This window comes from Pseudomonas mosselii (assembly GCF_005796105.1).
Lineage (GTDB): Bacteria > Pseudomonadota > Gammaproteobacteria > Pseudomonadales > Pseudomonadaceae > Aquipseudomonas > Aquipseudomonas mosselii_C.
In genome coordinates, this window is the sequence record NZ_VAUO01000026.1 from 1 (window position 1) to 16,022 (window position 16,022).

The 16,022-nt window shown below is 57.9% G+C and carries 11 protein-coding genes, 1 tRNA gene and 1 pseudogene; all 13 read right to left on the reverse strand.

The window, feature by feature from the left end; all coding sequences use genetic code 11:
- A pseudogene (locus tag FEM01_RS23670) lies at positions 1–572 on the reverse strand (GTP-binding protein); the annotation flags it as partial.
- A 27-nt stretch (positions 573–599) separates the two neighbouring features.
- Positions 600–2,747 (reverse strand): elongation factor G, encoded by a 2,148-nt coding sequence (gene fusA, locus FEM01_RS23675; protein ID WP_138221849.1) that lies wholly within the window; start codon positions 2,745–2,747, stop codon positions 600–602.
- 30 nt (positions 2,748–2,777) lie between these two features.
- Positions 2,778–3,248, reverse strand: coding sequence for a 30S ribosomal protein S7 (rpsG, locus tag FEM01_RS23680; RefSeq protein WP_003246741.1), 471 nt, complete (start codon positions 3,246–3,248; stop codon positions 2,778–2,780).
- 106 nt (positions 3,249–3,354) lie between these two features.
- The gene (gene rpsL / locus FEM01_RS23685; protein ID WP_003255492.1) at positions 3,355–3,726 is read right to left on the reverse strand and encodes a 30S ribosomal protein S12; all 372 of its coding nucleotides are present in this window, start codon (positions 3,724–3,726) and stop codon (positions 3,355–3,357) included.
- A gap of 210 nt (positions 3,727–3,936) precedes the next feature.
- Positions 3,937–8,136, reverse strand: a complete 4,200-nt coding sequence (rpoC, locus tag FEM01_RS23690; RefSeq protein WP_138221850.1) for a DNA-directed RNA polymerase subunit beta' — start codon at positions 8,134–8,136, stop codon at positions 3,937–3,939.
- 64 nt (positions 8,137–8,200) lie between these two features.
- Positions 8,201–12,274, reverse strand: a complete 4,074-nt coding sequence (gene rpoB / locus FEM01_RS23695) for a DNA-directed RNA polymerase subunit beta (protein ID WP_138221851.1) — start codon at positions 12,272–12,274, stop codon at positions 8,201–8,203.
- A gap of 219 nt (positions 12,275–12,493) precedes the next feature.
- Positions 12,494–12,859, reverse strand: a complete 366-nt coding sequence (gene rplL / locus FEM01_RS23700) for a 50S ribosomal protein L7/L12 (protein ID WP_003255496.1) — start codon at positions 12,857–12,859, stop codon at positions 12,494–12,496.
- A gap of 78 nt (positions 12,860–12,937) precedes the next feature.
- On the reverse strand, positions 12,938–13,438 hold the full coding sequence (rplJ, locus tag FEM01_RS23705) for a 50S ribosomal protein L10 (protein ID WP_138221852.1): 501 nt from the start codon (positions 13,436–13,438) through the stop codon (positions 12,938–12,940).
- Between the two features lie 197 nt (positions 13,439–13,635).
- Positions 13,636–14,331, reverse strand: a complete 696-nt coding sequence (rplA, locus tag FEM01_RS23710) for a 50S ribosomal protein L1 (protein WP_138221853.1) — start codon at positions 14,329–14,331, stop codon at positions 13,636–13,638.
- Complete coding sequence (rplK, locus tag FEM01_RS23715; RefSeq protein ID WP_023382638.1) at positions 14,331–14,762, reverse strand: 50S ribosomal protein L11; 432 nt, start codon at positions 14,760–14,762, stop codon at positions 14,331–14,333. The genes rplA and rplK overlap by 1 nt, the downstream gene beginning before the upstream one ends.
- Before the next feature lie 119 nt (positions 14,763–14,881).
- Positions 14,882–15,415, reverse strand: a complete 534-nt coding sequence (gene nusG, locus FEM01_RS23720; RefSeq protein ID WP_110996446.1) for a transcription termination/antitermination protein NusG — start codon at positions 15,413–15,415, stop codon at positions 14,882–14,884.
- A gap of 9 nt (positions 15,416–15,424) precedes the next feature.
- Entirely contained in the window at positions 15,425–15,793 is a 369-nt protein-coding gene (gene secE, locus FEM01_RS23725) for a preprotein translocase subunit SecE (RefSeq protein WP_138221854.1), read from the reverse strand.
- A 44-nt stretch (positions 15,794–15,837) separates the two neighbouring features.
- Positions 15,838–15,913, reverse strand: a tRNA-Trp gene (locus FEM01_RS23730).
- Positions 15,914–16,022 lie beyond the last annotated feature (109 nt).

The window sequence follows — 16,022 nt, forward strand, 5'->3', positions numbered from 1 at the left end:
GATCGAGAACACGTCTTCGATCGGCATCAGGAACGGCTGATCGATGGCACGAACTGGCTCAGGGATGTAGGCATCCAGAGTTTCTACCAGCTTCTTGACAGCGGTAGTACCCATTTCGTTGTCGTCTTTGCCTTCCAGCGCCATACGAGCCGAACCGATGATGATCGGGGTGTCGTCGCCTGGGAAGTCGTAGGTGGACAGCAGGTCGCGAACTTCCATCTCGACCAGTTCCAGCAGCTCAGCGTCGTCTACCAGGTCAGCCTTGTTCAGGAAGACCACGATGTACGGAACGCCTACCTGACGGGACAGCAGGATGTGCTCACGGGTTTGTGGCATCGGACCATCGGCGGCCGNTTCGAGTTGTACTCGACGTGAGCGGTGTTAATGGTGATACCGCGCGCTTTTTCTTCTGGAGCCGAGTCGATCTTGTCGAACTCAACAACGGCCGAACCGAAAACTTCGGAGCAGACGCGGGTCAGAGCTGCAGTCAGAGTGGTCTTACCGTGGTCAACGTGGCCGATGGTGCCGACGTTAACGTGGGGAAGGGAACGATCAAATTTTTCTTTAGCCACGACAGTGAACCTCTTGCCTAAAGGGGATTAGCCTTGTTTTTTAACGAGTGCTTCGACGATGTTCGACGGAGCTTCGGCGTATTTGGAGAATTCCATGGAGTAGCTTGCGCGACCCTGAGACATGGAACGAACGTCGGTTGCGTAACCGAACATCTCTCCGAGCGGCACCTCAGCAGTGATTACCTTGCCGGACACCGAGTCTTCATTACCCTGGATCATCCCGCGACGACGGCTCAGGTCACCCATCACGTCACCCAGGTAGTCTTCCGGGGTTACAACTTCAACCTTCATGATCGGCTCGAGCACCACGCCACCGCCCTTCTGGGCCAGTTGCTTGGTTGCCATCGATGCAGCGATCTTGAACGCCATTTCGTTGGAGTCGACGTCGTGGTACGAACCGTCGAATACCGTGGCCTTCAGGCCGAGCAGCGGATAGCCGGCAACAACGCCGTTTTTCATCTGCTCTTCGATACCTTTCTGGATCGGGGCGATGAATTCCTTAGGAATCACACCACCAACGACTTCGTTGGTGAACACCAGACCTTCGGTGATGTTGCCTTTCTCGTCGACGTCCGGCTCCGAGAAACGGATCCAGCAGTGACCGAACTGACCACGACCACCCGACTGACGAACGAACTTGCCTTCGATTTCGACGTTGGACTTGGTGATCTTCTCGCGGTACGAAACCTGCGGCTTGCCGACGTTGCACTCGACGTTGAACTCGCGCTTCATGCGGTCAACGAGGATGTCCAGGTGCAGCTCACCCATACCGGAGATGATGGTCTGGCCGGTTTCTTCGTCGGTCTTGACGCGGAACGACGGGTCTTCCTGGGCCAGCTTGCCCAGAGCGATACCCATCTTCTCCTGGTCAGCCTTGGTTTTCGGCTCTACGGAGAGCGAAATCACCGGCTCAGGGAAGTCCATACGCTCAAGGATGATCGGCTTGTCGGCGTTGCAGAGGGTGTCACCAGTGGTGACGTCCTTCATGCCGATCAGAGCAGCGATGTCGCCTGCACGTACTTCCTTGATCTCTTCACGCTGGTTGGCGTGCATCTGCACCATACGACCAACGCGCTCTTTCTTGCCCTTGACCGAGTTGATGACGGAGTCACCGGAGGTCAGGAAGCCCGAGTAGACGCGGACGAAGGTCAAGGTACCCACGAACGGGTCGGTAGCGATCTTGAACGCCAGGGCCGAGAACGGCTCGTTGTCGTCAGCAGGACGCTCGTCGTACTGCTCTGGCTTGACTTCATCCTTCGGCACGTCGATCAGATCAGGGTGGATACCCTTGATCGCAGGGATCTCGGTTGGCGCAGGCAGGTAGTCAATAACGGCATCGAGAACCAGGGGAACGCCCTTGTTCTTGAACGAAGAACCGCAGACAGCAGGAACGATCTCGCTCGCCAGGGTACGAGCGCGCAGACCAGCCTTGATGTCTTCGACGGACAGGTCACCTTCTTCAAGGTACTTGTTCATCAGCTCTTCGTTGGCCTCGGCAGCAGCCTCGACCATGTTGTTGCGCCATTCGTTGGCCAGGTCCACCAGCTCAGCAGGAATTTCTTCCTCGCGGTAGGTGGTACCTTTGTCGTCGTCGTTCCAGTAGATGGCTTTCATCTTGATCAGGTCAACCTGACCCTGGAAGTCATCTTCTGCACCGATGGCCAGCTGAACCGGAACCGGGGTGTGACCCAGACGGTTCTTGATCTGACCTACAACGCGCAGGAAGTTAGCACCGGCACGGTCCATCTTGTTCACGTAGACAACACGTGGAACGCCGTACTTGTTGGCCTGACGCCATACGGTTTCGGACTGCGGCTCAACGCCGGAGGTACCGCAGAACACAACGACCGCGCCGTCGAGTACGCGCAGCGAACGCTCTACTTCAATGGTGAAGTCAACGTGGCCGGGGGTATCGATGACGTTTACGCGGTAGTTGTCGTACTGACCACGGGAACCTTTCCAGAAGGTGGTAACGGCAGCGGAGGTAATGGTGATACCGCGCTCCTGCTCCTGCACCATCCAGTCGGTGGTCGCGGCGCCGTCATGCACCTCGCCCATCTTGTGGCTCAGACCTGTGTAGAACAGGATCCGCTCGGTAGTGGTGGTCTTACCCGCGTCAACGTGGGCACAGATACCAATGTTACGGTAGCGGTTAATTGCTGTAGTACGAGCCATAAAGCCCTCGCAAAGTGATTGATGCTTGAATTAGAAGCGGTAGTGCGAGAACGCTTTGTTGGCTTCAGCCATACGGTGAACGTCTTCACGCTTCTTGACTGCAGCACCTTTGCCTTCGGCAGCATCCAGCAGTTCACCGGCCAGACGCAGGGCCATCGACTTCTCGCCGCGCTTGCGGGCGTAGTCTACGAGCCAGCGCATTGCCAGAGCGTTACGACGGGATGGACGAACTTCAACCGGAACCTGGTAAGTGGCACCGCCAACACGGCGGGACTTTACTTCGACCAGCGGAGCGATGGCGTCGAGAGCTTTCTCGAAGATTTCCAGGGGGTCGCTGTTCTTGCGTGCTTTGACAGTATCCAGGGCACCGTAAACGATGCGCTCGGCTACGGCCTTCTTGCCGCTTTCCATCACGTGGTTCATGAACTTGGCGAGGATCTGGGATCCGTACTTCGGATCGTCCAAAATCTCACGTTTTGCTGCTACACGACGTCTTGGCATGATAAGCCCTCAAACGGTCTTCAGGTTAGCCCGGGACGCGGGTCTTCGACCCCTGCCCGACCTTACTCTTATCGACTCAAAAAAATGGATGTCTGCAAACGGCCGATTACTTCGGACGCTTGGTACCGTACTTCGAACGACCCTGGTTACGGCCTTTGACGCCCGAAGTATCCAGAGAGCCGCGAACGGTGTGGTAACGAACACCTGGCAAGTCTTTTACACGGCCGCCACGAATCAGGACGACGCTGTGCTCTTGCAGGTTGTGGCCTTCACCACCGATGTACGAGGAAACCTCGAAACCGTTGGTCAGACGCACACGGCATACTTTACGCAGTGCCGAGTTAGGTTTTTTCGGCGTGGTGGTGTACACACGAGTGCACACGCCACGACGCTGCGGGCAGTTCTGCAGCGCAGGAACGTCGGACTTCTCGACCGAACGCTTACGCGGCTGACGTACCAGCTGGTTGATAGTTGCCATCTACTAGCTCCACTGATTGTCTTGCGACTCTATTGTCTTGCAAGAAAGCCAAAAATTGGCGAGACAGAGCCTCACCAAATTTAGGGGTACAAAAGTCTAAAGAGGATCTTGCACCCAGTCAAGACGAGGCCCCGGCCCTCCCCGCCCGGCCATCGGCAACAATTCATGTCACCAATGGCCTTGCGGGATGCGCCGGGGCCCTGCCCTGTCTTAGTTACCGCTGGAATTCAGCGCTTCGGTCAGTGCGGCTTCCACCTCACTGGCGCTAACACGCAGCGGCTTGTCGGCATCACGGCGACGCTTGCGCTCGCTGTGGTAAGCCAGACCGGTACCGGCCGGGATCAGACGACCCACGACCACGTTCTCTTTCAGGCCGCGCAGGTAATCGCGCTTGCCGGTTACCGCCGCTTCGGTCAGTACGCGGGTAGTTTCCTGGAAGGAAGCCGCGGAGATGAACGACTCGGTCGACAGCGACGCCTTGGTGATACCCAGCAGTACACGAGTGAACTTCGAAATGAACTTGTCTTCGGCGGCGAGACGCTCGTTCTCGACCAGCACCTGAGTCAGTTCCATCTGGTCGCCCTTGATGAAGCTGGAATCGCCCGACTCGGAGATCTCAACTTTACGCAGCATCTGACGCAGGATGGTCTCGATGTGCTTGTCGTTGATCTTCACGCCTTGCAGACGGTAAACGTCCTGGATCTCGTTGACGATGTACTTGGCCAGCGCGCTCACACCCAGCAGACGCAGGATGTCGTGCGGATCGCTCGGACCGTCCGAGATAACTTCGCCGCGGTTTACCTGTTCGCCTTCGAAGACGTTCAGGTGGCGCCACTTCGGAATCAGCTCTTCGTACGGATCGCTGCCATCGGTCGGGGTAATGACCAGGCGACGCTTGCCCTTGGTCTCTTTACCGAAAGCAATGGTGCCGCTGACTTCAGCCAGGATCGAGGCTTCTTTCGGACGACGCGCTTCGAACAAGTCGGCAACGCGTGGCAGACCACCGGTGATGTCACGGGTCTTCGACGTTTCTTGCGGGATACGCGCGATAACGTCACCGACGCCGATCTGGGCACCGTCAGCCACACCTACCAAGGCGTTGGCGGGCAGGAAGTACTGAGCCGGTACGTCGGTACCTGGCAGGTACAGGTCCTTGCCAGCAGCATCGACCATCTTGATTGCCGGACGAATTTCCTTGCCAGCGGCAGGGCGATCCTTGACGTCCATCACTTCGATGTTGGTCAGGCCGGTCAGTTCGTCGGTCTGACGCTTGATGGTGATGTTTTCTTCCATGCCCACGAAGGTCACGGTACCTTTCAGTTCGGTCACGATCGGGTGGGTGTGCGGGTCCCACTTGGCGACGATGGCGCCAGCTTCGACCTTCTCACCTTCCTTGACCGAAATCACCGCACCGTAAGGCAGCTTGTAGCGCTCACGCTCACGACCGAATTCGTCGGCAATAGCCAGCTCGCCGGAACGCGATACGGCAACCAGGTTGCCATCGGCACGCTCGACCTGCTTCAGGTTGTGCAGACGCACCATACCGCCGTTCTTCACCTGGACGCTGTCGGCAGCCGAAGTACGGCTTGCAGCACCACCGATGTGGAACGTACGCATGGTGAGCTGGGTACCCGGCTCACCGATCGACTGTGCAGCGATAACGCCGACAGCTTCACCGATATTCACCTGATGACCGCGAGCCAGGTCGCGACCGTAGCACTTGGCGCAGATGCCGTAGCGGGTTTCGCAGCTGATCGGCGAACGCACGACCACTTCGTCGATGCTGTTCAGTTCGATGAACTCGACCCACTGCTCGTCGACCAGGGTGCCGGCAGGAACGATAACGTCCTCGGTACCTGGCTTGAACACGTCGCGAGCGATGACACGACCCAGTACGCGCTCACCCAGCGGCTCGACAACGTCGCCGCCTTCGATGTGCGGAGTCATCAGCAGACCCTGGTCGGTGCCACAGTCGATCTCGGTCACGACCAGATCCTGCGCCACGTCTACCAGACGACGAGTCAGGTAACCGGAGTTCGCAGTCTTCAGTGCGGTATCCGCCAGACCTTTACGCGCACCGTGAGTCGAGATGAAGTACTGGAGTACGCTCAGACCTTCACGGAAGTTCGCGGTGATCGGCGTCTCGATGATCGAGCCGTCCGGCTTGGCCATCAGACCACGCATACCGGCCAGCTGACGAATCTGTGCCGCAGAACCACGCGCACCGGAGTCGGCCATCATGTACATCGAGTTGAAGGACTCTTGGTCGACTTCGTTGCCTTCGCGGTCGATGACCTTCTCTTTCGAGAGGTTGGCCATCATCGCCTTGGACACTTCGTCGTTCGCCTTCGACCACAAGTCGATGACCTTGTTGTACTTCTCGCCCTGGGTTACCAGACCGGAAGCGTACTGGCTCTCGATTTCCTTCACTTCATCGGTAGCGCTGTTGATGATGCGCGCCTTCTCATCCGGGATGACGAAGTCGTTCACACCAATGGACACACCAGAGATGGTGGAGTAGGCGAAACCGGTGTACATCAGCTGGTCGGCGAAGATAACGGTCTCTTTCAAACCCACCACGCGGTAGCACTGGTTGATCAGCTTGGAGATCGCCTTTTTCTTCATCGGCTGGTTGACCACGTCGTACGGCAGACCTGCCGGTACGACCTGGAACAGCAGCGCACGGCCGACGGTGGTGTCGACGATACGGGTGTTCTTGGTGATGCTGCCATCACGATCTTTCACGGTCTCGTTGATGCGGACCTTGATTTTCGCGTGCAGGGCAGCCTCACCGGCGCGGAATACGCGGTCGACTTCCTGCAGGTCGGCGAACACGCGACCTTCGCCCTTGGCGTTGATGGCTTCACGGGTCATGTAGTACAGACCCAGTACAACGTCCTGCGACGGAACGATGATTGGCTCACCGTTGGCTGGCGACAGAATGTTGTTGGTCGACATCATCAGCGCACGCGCTTCGAGCTGGGCTTCCAGCGTCAGCGGCACGTGAACGGCCATCTGGTCACCGTCGAAGTCGGCGTTGTACGCGGCGCAGACCAGCGGGTGCAGCTGGATAGCCTTACCTTCGATCAGAACCGGTTCAAAGGCCTGGATACCCAGACGGTGCAGGGTCGGTGCACGGTTGAGCAGGACGGGGTGTTCGCGGATCACCTCGGCGAGAACGTCCCAGACCTCTGGCAGTTCGCGCTCGACCATCTTCTTGGCGGCCTTGATGGTGGTCGCCAGACCACGCATTTCCAGCTTGCCGAAAATGAACGGCTTGAACAGCTCGAGAGCCATCTTCTTCGGCAGACCGCACTGGTGCAGACGCAGGGTCGGGCCTACGGTAATTACCGAACGGCCGGAGTAGTCCACACGCTTACCGAGCAAGTTCTGACGGAAGCGACCTTGCTTACCTTTGATCATGTCAGCCAGCGACTTCAGCGGACGCTTGTTCGAGCCAGTGATGGCGCGACCGCGACGGCCGTTGTCGAGCAGGGCGTCGACCGCTTCCTGCAGCATGCGCTTTTCGTTGCGCACGATGATGTCCGGCGCCGACAGATCGAGCAGGCGCTTCAGACGGTTGTTACGGTTGATCACCCGACGATACAGGTCGTTCAGGTCGGAGGTCGCGAAGCGGCCGCCATCCAGCGGAACCAGCGGACGCAGGTCCGGCGGCAGAACTGGCAGGACGGTCAGAACCATCCACTCAGGCAGGTTGCCCGAGCCCTGGAAAGCTTCCATCAGCTTCAGGCGCTTGGACAGCTTCTTGATCTTGGTTTCCGAGTTGGTCTGCGGAATCTCTTCGCGCAGGCGACCAATCTCATGCTCCAGATCGATAGCGTGCAGCAGCTCGCGGACAGCCTCGGCACCCATACGGGCGTCGAAGTCGTCACCGAACTCTTCCAGCGCTTCGAAGTACTGTTCGTCGTTGAGCAGCTGACCCTTCTCAAGGGTGGTCATGCCCGGGTCGATCACGACGTAGCTCTCGAAGTAGAGCACGCGCTCGATATCACGCAGGGTCATGTCCATCAGCAGGCCGATACGGGACGGCAGCGACTTCAGGAACCAGATATGGGCGACCGGCGAGGCCAGTTCGATGTGCGCCATACGCTCACGACGAACTTTTGCCAAGGCAACTTCAACGCCGCACTTCTCGCAGATCACACCGCGGTGCTTCAGGCGCTTGTACTTGCCGCACAGGCACTCGTAGTCCTTGACTGGGCCAAAGATCTTGGCGCAGAACAGGCCGTCACGTTCAGGTTTGAACGTACGGTAGTTGATGGTCTCGGGCTTTTTGACTTCACCGAACGACCACGAACGGATCATTTCAGGCGACGCCAGACCGATGCGGATGGCGTCGAACTCTTCGACTTGACCCTGGTTTTTCAGCAAATTCAGTAGGTCTTTCAAGGCCTTTCCTCCTGGCGGAGCAGGGAGCGGGCATTACCTGCCCCACTCCCCTTCGCGTCACGTGTTATTCGGTTTCCAGATCGATATCGATACCGAGCGAACGGATCTCTTTGATCAACACGTTGAAGGACTCGGGCATGCCCGGCTCCATACGGTGATCGCCATCCACGATGTTCTTGTACATCTTGGTACGGCCGTTCACGTCGTCCGACTTCACTGTGAGCATTTCTTGCAGGGTGTATGCCGCGCCGTATGCTTCCAGCGCCCACACTTCCATCTCCCCGAAACGCTGACCACCGAACTGCGCCTTACCACCCAGCGGCTGCTGGGTAACCAGGCTGTAGGAACCAGTGGAACGCGCGTGCATCTTGTCGTCCACCAAGTGGTTCAGCTTGAGCATGTACATGTAACCAACGGTCACAGGACGCTCGAACTTGTTGCCGGTCCGGCCATCGAACAGCTGCATCTGGCCGCTTTCTGGCAGGTCAGCCAGTTTCAGCATGGCCTTGATCTCACGCTCCTTGGCACCATCGAAGACCGGAGTGGCCATTGGCACACCTTTCTTCAGGTTGTTCGCCAGAGCGATGATCTCTTCGTCGGTGAACGACTCCAGGTTCTCCTGACGACCACCGATCTCGTTGTAGATCTCGGTGAGGAACGCACGCAGTTCAGCGATCTTGCGCTGCTCTTCGATCATCCGGTCGATCTTCTCGCCCAGACCTTTGGCCGCGAGGCCCAGGTGGGTTTCGAGGATCTGACCGACGTTCATACGCGAAGGTACGCCCAGCGGGTTCAGCACAACGTCTACCGGAGTACCGTTGGCGTCATGCGGCATGTCTTCGACCGGCATGATGACCGAGACGACACCCTTGTTACCGTGACGACCGGCCATCTTGTCACCCGGCTGGATGCGACGGCGGATAGCCAGGTAGACCTTGACGATCTTCAGTACGCCCGGTGCCAGGTCATCACCTTGCTGCAGCTTGCGCTTTTTGTCTTCGAACTTGTCGTCCAGCAGACGGCGGCGGTCGACGATGTACTGCTGAGCCTTTTCCAGCTGCTCGTTCAGTGCATCTTCAGCCATGCGCAGCTTGAACCACTGGCCGTGCTCCAGACCGTTCAGGACTTCGTCGCTGATCACGGTGCCTTTCTTCAGGCCCGCGCCACCGTCGACCACCTGACCGTTCAGGGCAGAACGCAGACGCTCGAAGGTAGCACCTTCGACGATGCGGAACTCTTCGTTCAGGTCCTTACGGATTTCGTCCAGCTGCATCTTCTCGATGGCCAGGGCGCGGCTATCGCGCTCGACGCCATCACGGGTGAAGACCTGTACGTCGATGACGGTGCCTTTGGTACCGGTTGGCACGCGCAGGGAGGTGTCTTTGACGTCGCTGGCCTTCTCACCGAAGATCGCACGCAGCAGTTTTTCTTCCGGAGTCAGCTGGGTCTCGCCTTTCGGGGTGACCTTGCCGACCAGGATGTCGCCGGCGCCAACTTCAGCACCCACGTAGACGATACCGGCCTCATCCAGCTTGTTCAGCGCAGCTTCACCCACGTTCGGGATGTCCGCGGTGATTTCCTCTGGGCCAAGCTTGGTATCACGGGCCACACAGGTCAGTTCCTGAATGTGGATCGTGGTGAAGCGGTCTTCCTGAACCACACGCTCGGACAGGCAGATGGAGTCTTCGAAGTTGAAGCCGTTCCACGCCATGAACGCGATGCGCATGTTCTGACCCAGTGCCAGTTCACCCATGTCGGTGGACGGGCCGTCGGCCATGATGTCGCCACGTGCGACCACATCACCTTTGCTCACCAGCGGACGCTGGTTGATGCAGGTGTTCTGGTTCGAACGGGTGTACTTGGTCAGGTTGTAGATATCCACACCGGCTTCGCCGGTCTCGACTTCGTCATCGGCAACGCGAACGACGATACGGCTAGCATCGACCGAGTCAATCACGCCACCACGGCGAGCGACCACGCAGACACCGGAGTCACGGGCGACGTTGCGCTCCATGCCGGTACCCACCAGCGGTTTGTCGGCGCGCAGGGTCGGTACAGCCTGACGCTGCATGTTCGAACCCATCAAGGCACGGTTGGCGTCGTCGTGCTCGAGGAACGGAATCAACGAGGCCGCGACAGAAACAACCTGCTTCGGCGAAACGTCCATCAGCGTGACGTCTTCCGGCGCCTTGACGGTGAATTCGTTCAGGTGACGTACTGCTACCAGCTCGTCGATCAGTTGCTTCTTCTCGTTCATTGCGGCCGAAGCCTGTGCAATGACGTGATCGGCTTCTTCGATCGCGGACAGGAATACGATGTCGTCGCTGACCACACCCTCTTTCACCACGCGGTACGGGCTTTCCAGGAAGCCGTACTGGTTGGTGCGGGCGTACGCCGCCAGGGAGTTGATCAGACCGATGTTCGGACCTTCCGGCGTTTCGATCGGGCACACGCGACCGTAGTGGGTCGGGTGTACGTCACGTACTTCGAAGCCAGCACGCTCACGGGTCAGACCGCCCGGGCCGAGTGCAGAGACGCGGCGCTTGTGGGTGATCTCGGAGAGCGGGTTGTTCTGGTCCATGAACTGCGACAGCTGGCTGGAACCGAAGAACTCTTTCACCGCCGCCGCAACCGGCTTGGCGTTGATCAGGTCTTGCGGCATCAGGCCTTCGCTTTCAGCCATCGACAGGCGTTCCTTGACCGCGCGCTCTACACGCACCAGGCCAACGCGGAACTGGTTCTCGGCCATCTCGCCGACGCAACGAACGCGACGGTTACCCAGGTGGTCGATGTCGTCGACAATGCCTTTGCCGTTACGGATATCGACCAGGGTCTTGAGGACTTCGACGATATCTTCCTTGCTCAGTACGCCCGAACCTTCGATCTCGGTACGACCGATACGACGGTTGAACTTCATGCGACCGACAGCGGACAGGTCGTAACGCTCGGCGCTGAAGAACAGGTTGCTGAACAGGGTCTCGGCGGCGTCCTTGGTTGGCGGCTCGCCTGGACGCATCATGCGATAGATCTCGACCAGGGCTTCCAGCTGGTTGCTGGTGGTGTCGATCTTCAGGGTGTCCGAAATGAACGGACCGCAGTCGATGTCGTTGGTGTACAGGGTCTCGATGCGAACGACCTGAGCCTTGGCGATCTTGATCAGCAGATCGGTGGTCAGCTCGGTGTTGCACTCGGCCAGGATCTCGCCAGTGGCCGGGTGAACGATGGCCTTGGCGGTGGTGCGACCCAGTACGTACTCCATCGGCACGTCCAGCTCTTTCACACCAGCCTTTTCCAGCTGGTTGATGTGGCGCGCAGTGATACGACGGCCTTGCTCGACGATGACCTTGCCGCTGCCGTCATGGATGTCCATGACTGCGACTTCACCACGCAGACGCTGCGGCACCAGCTCCAGGCTCAGTTTCTCGCCGGAGATGTGGAAGACGTTGGTGGTATAGAAGGTGTTCAGCACTTCTTCAGTGCTGTAGCCCAGGGCGCGCAGCAGTACCGAGGCCGGCAGCTTGCGGCGACGGTCGATACGCACGAACACGCAGTCTTTCGGGTCGAACTCGAAGTCCAACCACGAACCGCGGTAAGGGATGATACGAGCGGAGTACAGCAGCTTGCCGGAGCTGTGGGTCTTGCCACGGTCGTGGTCGAAGAACACACCAGGCGAACGGTGCAACTGGGAGACGATCACACGCTCGGTACCGTTGATAACGAAGGTACCGTTCTCAGTCATCAGGGGAATTTCACCCATGTAGACTTCTTGCTCTTTGATGTCCTTGATCGCTTTGTTCGACGATTCCTTGTCGAAGATGATCAGGCGCACCTTCACACGCAGCGGAACCGCGAAGGTCACACCACGCAGGACACATTCCTTCACATCGAAGGCCGGCTCGCCCAGGCGATAGCCGACGTACTCCAGGGCAGCATTGCCGGAGTAGCTGATGATCGGGAATACCGATTTGAAGGCCGCATGCAGACCGACGTCGCGGAACTGGTCCTTGGATGCTCCCGCCTGCAGGAATTCGCGATACGAATCCAGCTGGATGGCCAGGAGGTAAGGCACATCCATGACGTCCGGCAACTTGCTAAAGTCCTTGCGGATACGTTTTTTCTCAGTGTATGAGTAAGCCATCAGCATTCCCCAGCTTGGTCACCTGCTTGTTTGGCATCTCCCGGCGGGAGCAGCCGAAAATCGTGCAAACCCCTTGGTTTGCGCCACCCTCTTGGGTGTCTTGCAGCTCGTTATCGGGGCCGACCTGATCGGCCACCAATAACGGAAAAAGGCCGGTGGCATAAGCCACCAGCCATCAGCCCTTCGCTCAACGCTCGGACTGGAGTCGCAAAGTCGAAATTACTTCAGCTCGACTTTAGCGCCTGCTTCTTCCAGCTTCTTCTTAGCGTCTTCAGCGGCTTCTTTCGAAACGCCTTCAGCTACAACCTGAGGAGCGCCATCGACTTTCTCTTTGGCTTCTTTCAGGCCCAGACCGGTCAGCTCGCGAACGGCTTTGATCACGTTCACTTTCTTGTCGCCGGCTTCAACCAGGACAACGTTGAACTCGGTCTGCTCTTCAACAACGGCAGCAGCAGCAGCTGGGCCAGCAGCGGCAACAGCAGCGGTAACGCCGAAGGTTTCTTCCATTGCTTTGATCAGCTCAACAACTTCCAGAACGGTTTTCTGGCCGATTGCTTCGATGATTTGCTCGTTAGTCAGGGACATGACTTAAATCCTGTATTGGGGTGACAGCCTACGCAGCCATCAAATTAAACGTATGATTTTGAAAGAGTTGCGCGTGCCTTAGGCAGCGGTAGCTTCTTTCTGGTCGCGAATGGCTGCCAGAGTACGAGCCAGCTTGCTGGTGGCGCCTTGGATCACGCTCATCAGTTTTGCGATAGCTTCGTCGCGGGTCGGCAGGGTAGCCAACACGTCGATCTGGTTCGCTGCAATGAAATTGCCGTCAAACGCAGCTGCCTTGATCTCGAACTTGTCCTGACCCTTGGCAAACTCCTTGAACAGACGGGCAGCAGCGCCCGGGTGTTCGTTGGAGAAGGCAATCAGGGTCGGGCCTTTGAACGCGTCGCTGAGGATCGAAAATTCGGTGCCTTCAACAGCGCGCTTGAGCAGGGTGTTACGTACGACACGTACGTAAACGCCAGCTTCGCGGGCCTCTTTACGGAGTCCGGTCATTGCGCCTACAGTCACACCACGGGCATCGGCCACGACAGCGGACAGAGCGACTTTGGCAGCCTCGTTGACTTCAGCGACGATGGCCTTCTTGTCTTCGAGTTTAATTGCCACGGGTTTACTCCTGGTTTCTACCGTTTCATCCAGCCGAGGCCGGATGTCGTTTTGGTGTCTGATTCGCGAACGAATCGGGAGCACCATCTGCGTAGGCTTTTGGTTTAAGGCTTGCGCCGCCTACGGTCTTGGATAGCCCCCGCCAGGCAGGGACCCCAATTTGATAGCCGGTACGACCAGGTCGCACCGGCCGAGCATTACACGTTCAGCGAGCTCTGATCGATGATCAGACCTGGGCCCATGGTGGTGCTCAGGGTAACGCGCTTGACGTAGATACCTTTCGAGGAAGCTGGCTTGATACGCTTCAGATCAGCGATCAGGGCTTCAACGTTTTCCTTCAGCTTGTTGGCTTCGAAACCAATTTTGCCTACGGAGGTGTGGATGATACCGTTCTTGTCGGTACGGTAGCGAACCTGACCGGCCTTGGCGTTCTTGACGGCGCCAGCCACGTCTGGAGTCACGGTACCAACTTTCGGGTTAGGCATCAGGCCGCGAGGACCCAGGACCTGACCCAGCTGACCTACAACGCGCATGGCATCAGGCGATGCGATAACGACGTCATAGTTCAGGTCGCCGCCTTTCATTTCGGCAGCCAGATCGTCCATACCTACGCGATCAGCGCCGGCAGCCAAAGCGGCTTCAGCAGCTGGACCCTGGGTGAAGACAGCAACGCGAACGGTCTTGCCAGTGCCGTGTGGCAGCACAGTAGCGCTACGAACGACCTGGTCGGATTTACGCGGGTCAACACCGAGGTTAACAGCGATGTCGTAGGACTCGACGAACTTGGCGGCAGGCAGCGAAGCCAGCAGGGTTGCCGCTTCTTCGAAGTTGTAGGCTTTGCCAGCTTCGATTTTCTCGGCGATTGCCTTTTGACGCTTGGTCAGCTTAGCCATTACACACCCTCCACGTTCAGGCCCATGCTACGGGCAGAGCCGGCGATGGTGCGCACAGCTGCATCCAGGTCAGCGGCGGTCAGATCAGCCTGCTTGGTCTTGGCGATCTCTTCCAGCTGAGCACGGTTCACGGTACCGACTTTAACGGTGTTCGGGCGAGCCGAACCACTGGTCAGGCCAGCAGCTTTCTTCAGCAGAACCGAGGCAGGGGTGCTCTTGGTTTCGAAGGTGAAGCTACGGTCGCTGTAAACAGTGATGATCACTGGAGTCGGCAGACCTGGCTCTTGACCCTGAGTACGGGCGTTGAAAGCCTTGCAGAACTCCATGATGTTCACACCATGTTGACCCAGTGCTGGACCAACGGGTGGGCTTGGGTTGGCCTGGCCGGCCTTTACTTGCAGCTTGATGTAAGCCTGAATCTTCTTAGCCATGAGCTACTCCAAAATCGGGTACGAACGCCAGATGGCTCCCCGGATAACTTGCGTTTTATCCCAGTGACGACAAAACCCCGCAGCACGTAGGGCTGCGGGGTATGGGATGCTGCGTTCCGCTAGACCTTTTCGACCTGGCTGAACTCGAGCTCTACCGGAGTAGAGCGACCGAAAATAAGCACTGCAACCTGCAAGCGGCTCTTTTCGTAGTTAACTTCTTCGACACTGCCGTTGAAATCAGCGAAGGGACCGTCAATGACGCGAACCACTTCACCCGGCTCGAACAGCGTCTTGGGCTTGGGCTTATCACTGCCATCGGCGACGCGACGCAGGATGGCCTCAGCTTCTTTATCAGTGATCGGCGCGGGCTTATCCGCGGTACCACCAATGAAACCCATGACACGAGGGGTATCCTTGACAAGGTGCCAAGTCCCTTCGTTCATCTCCATCTGAACCAGCACATAGCCCGGGAAGAACTTGCGCTCGCTCTTACGCTTCTGGCCATTGCGCATTTCGACGACTTCCTCGGTCGGAACCAGGATCTCGCCGAACTCGTCTTCCATGCCAGCCAGCTTGACGCGCTCTACCAGGGAGCGCATCACATGCTTCTCGTAACCCGAGTAAGCATGCACAACGTACCAACGCTTAGCCACGGGACACCCTTAGCCAACAATCAAGGAGACCAACCAACCGAGCAGGGAATCGAGCCCCCACAACAGCAGCGCCATAACCAGAACTACAGCCACGACGATAAGCGTGGTCTGAGTGGTCTCTTGGCGGGTCGGCCACACGACTTTACGAATCTCGGCACGAGCTTCCTTCGCCAGCGTAAAGAACGACTTACCCTTGGCGGTCTGCAGAGCAACGAAGCCCGCGACAGCAGCCAGAACAAGCAGAACGAGTACGCGATACAGAATCGGAGAGGCGGAGTAATATTGATTACCCACGACACCTACGACTACCAATGCGACAACAGCGAGCCACTTGAACAGATCAAAACGCGATTCTTGGGCTTCAGTTTTGGGAGTCATCGGGGAGGATCCTGTAAGAAGAAAGCCAATCACACCGAGGTGAATGGCAGGTCAGGAGGGAATCGAACCCCCAACCTACGGTTTTGGAGACCGTCGCTCTGCCAATTGAGCTACTGACCTTTAACGCTGTATCAGGCCGGCCATTATACCGGCCCGATCAAGTAAATCAACTACTTATTCAATAATTTTTGCTACGACGCCGGCGCCGACGGTACGACCGCCTTCACGG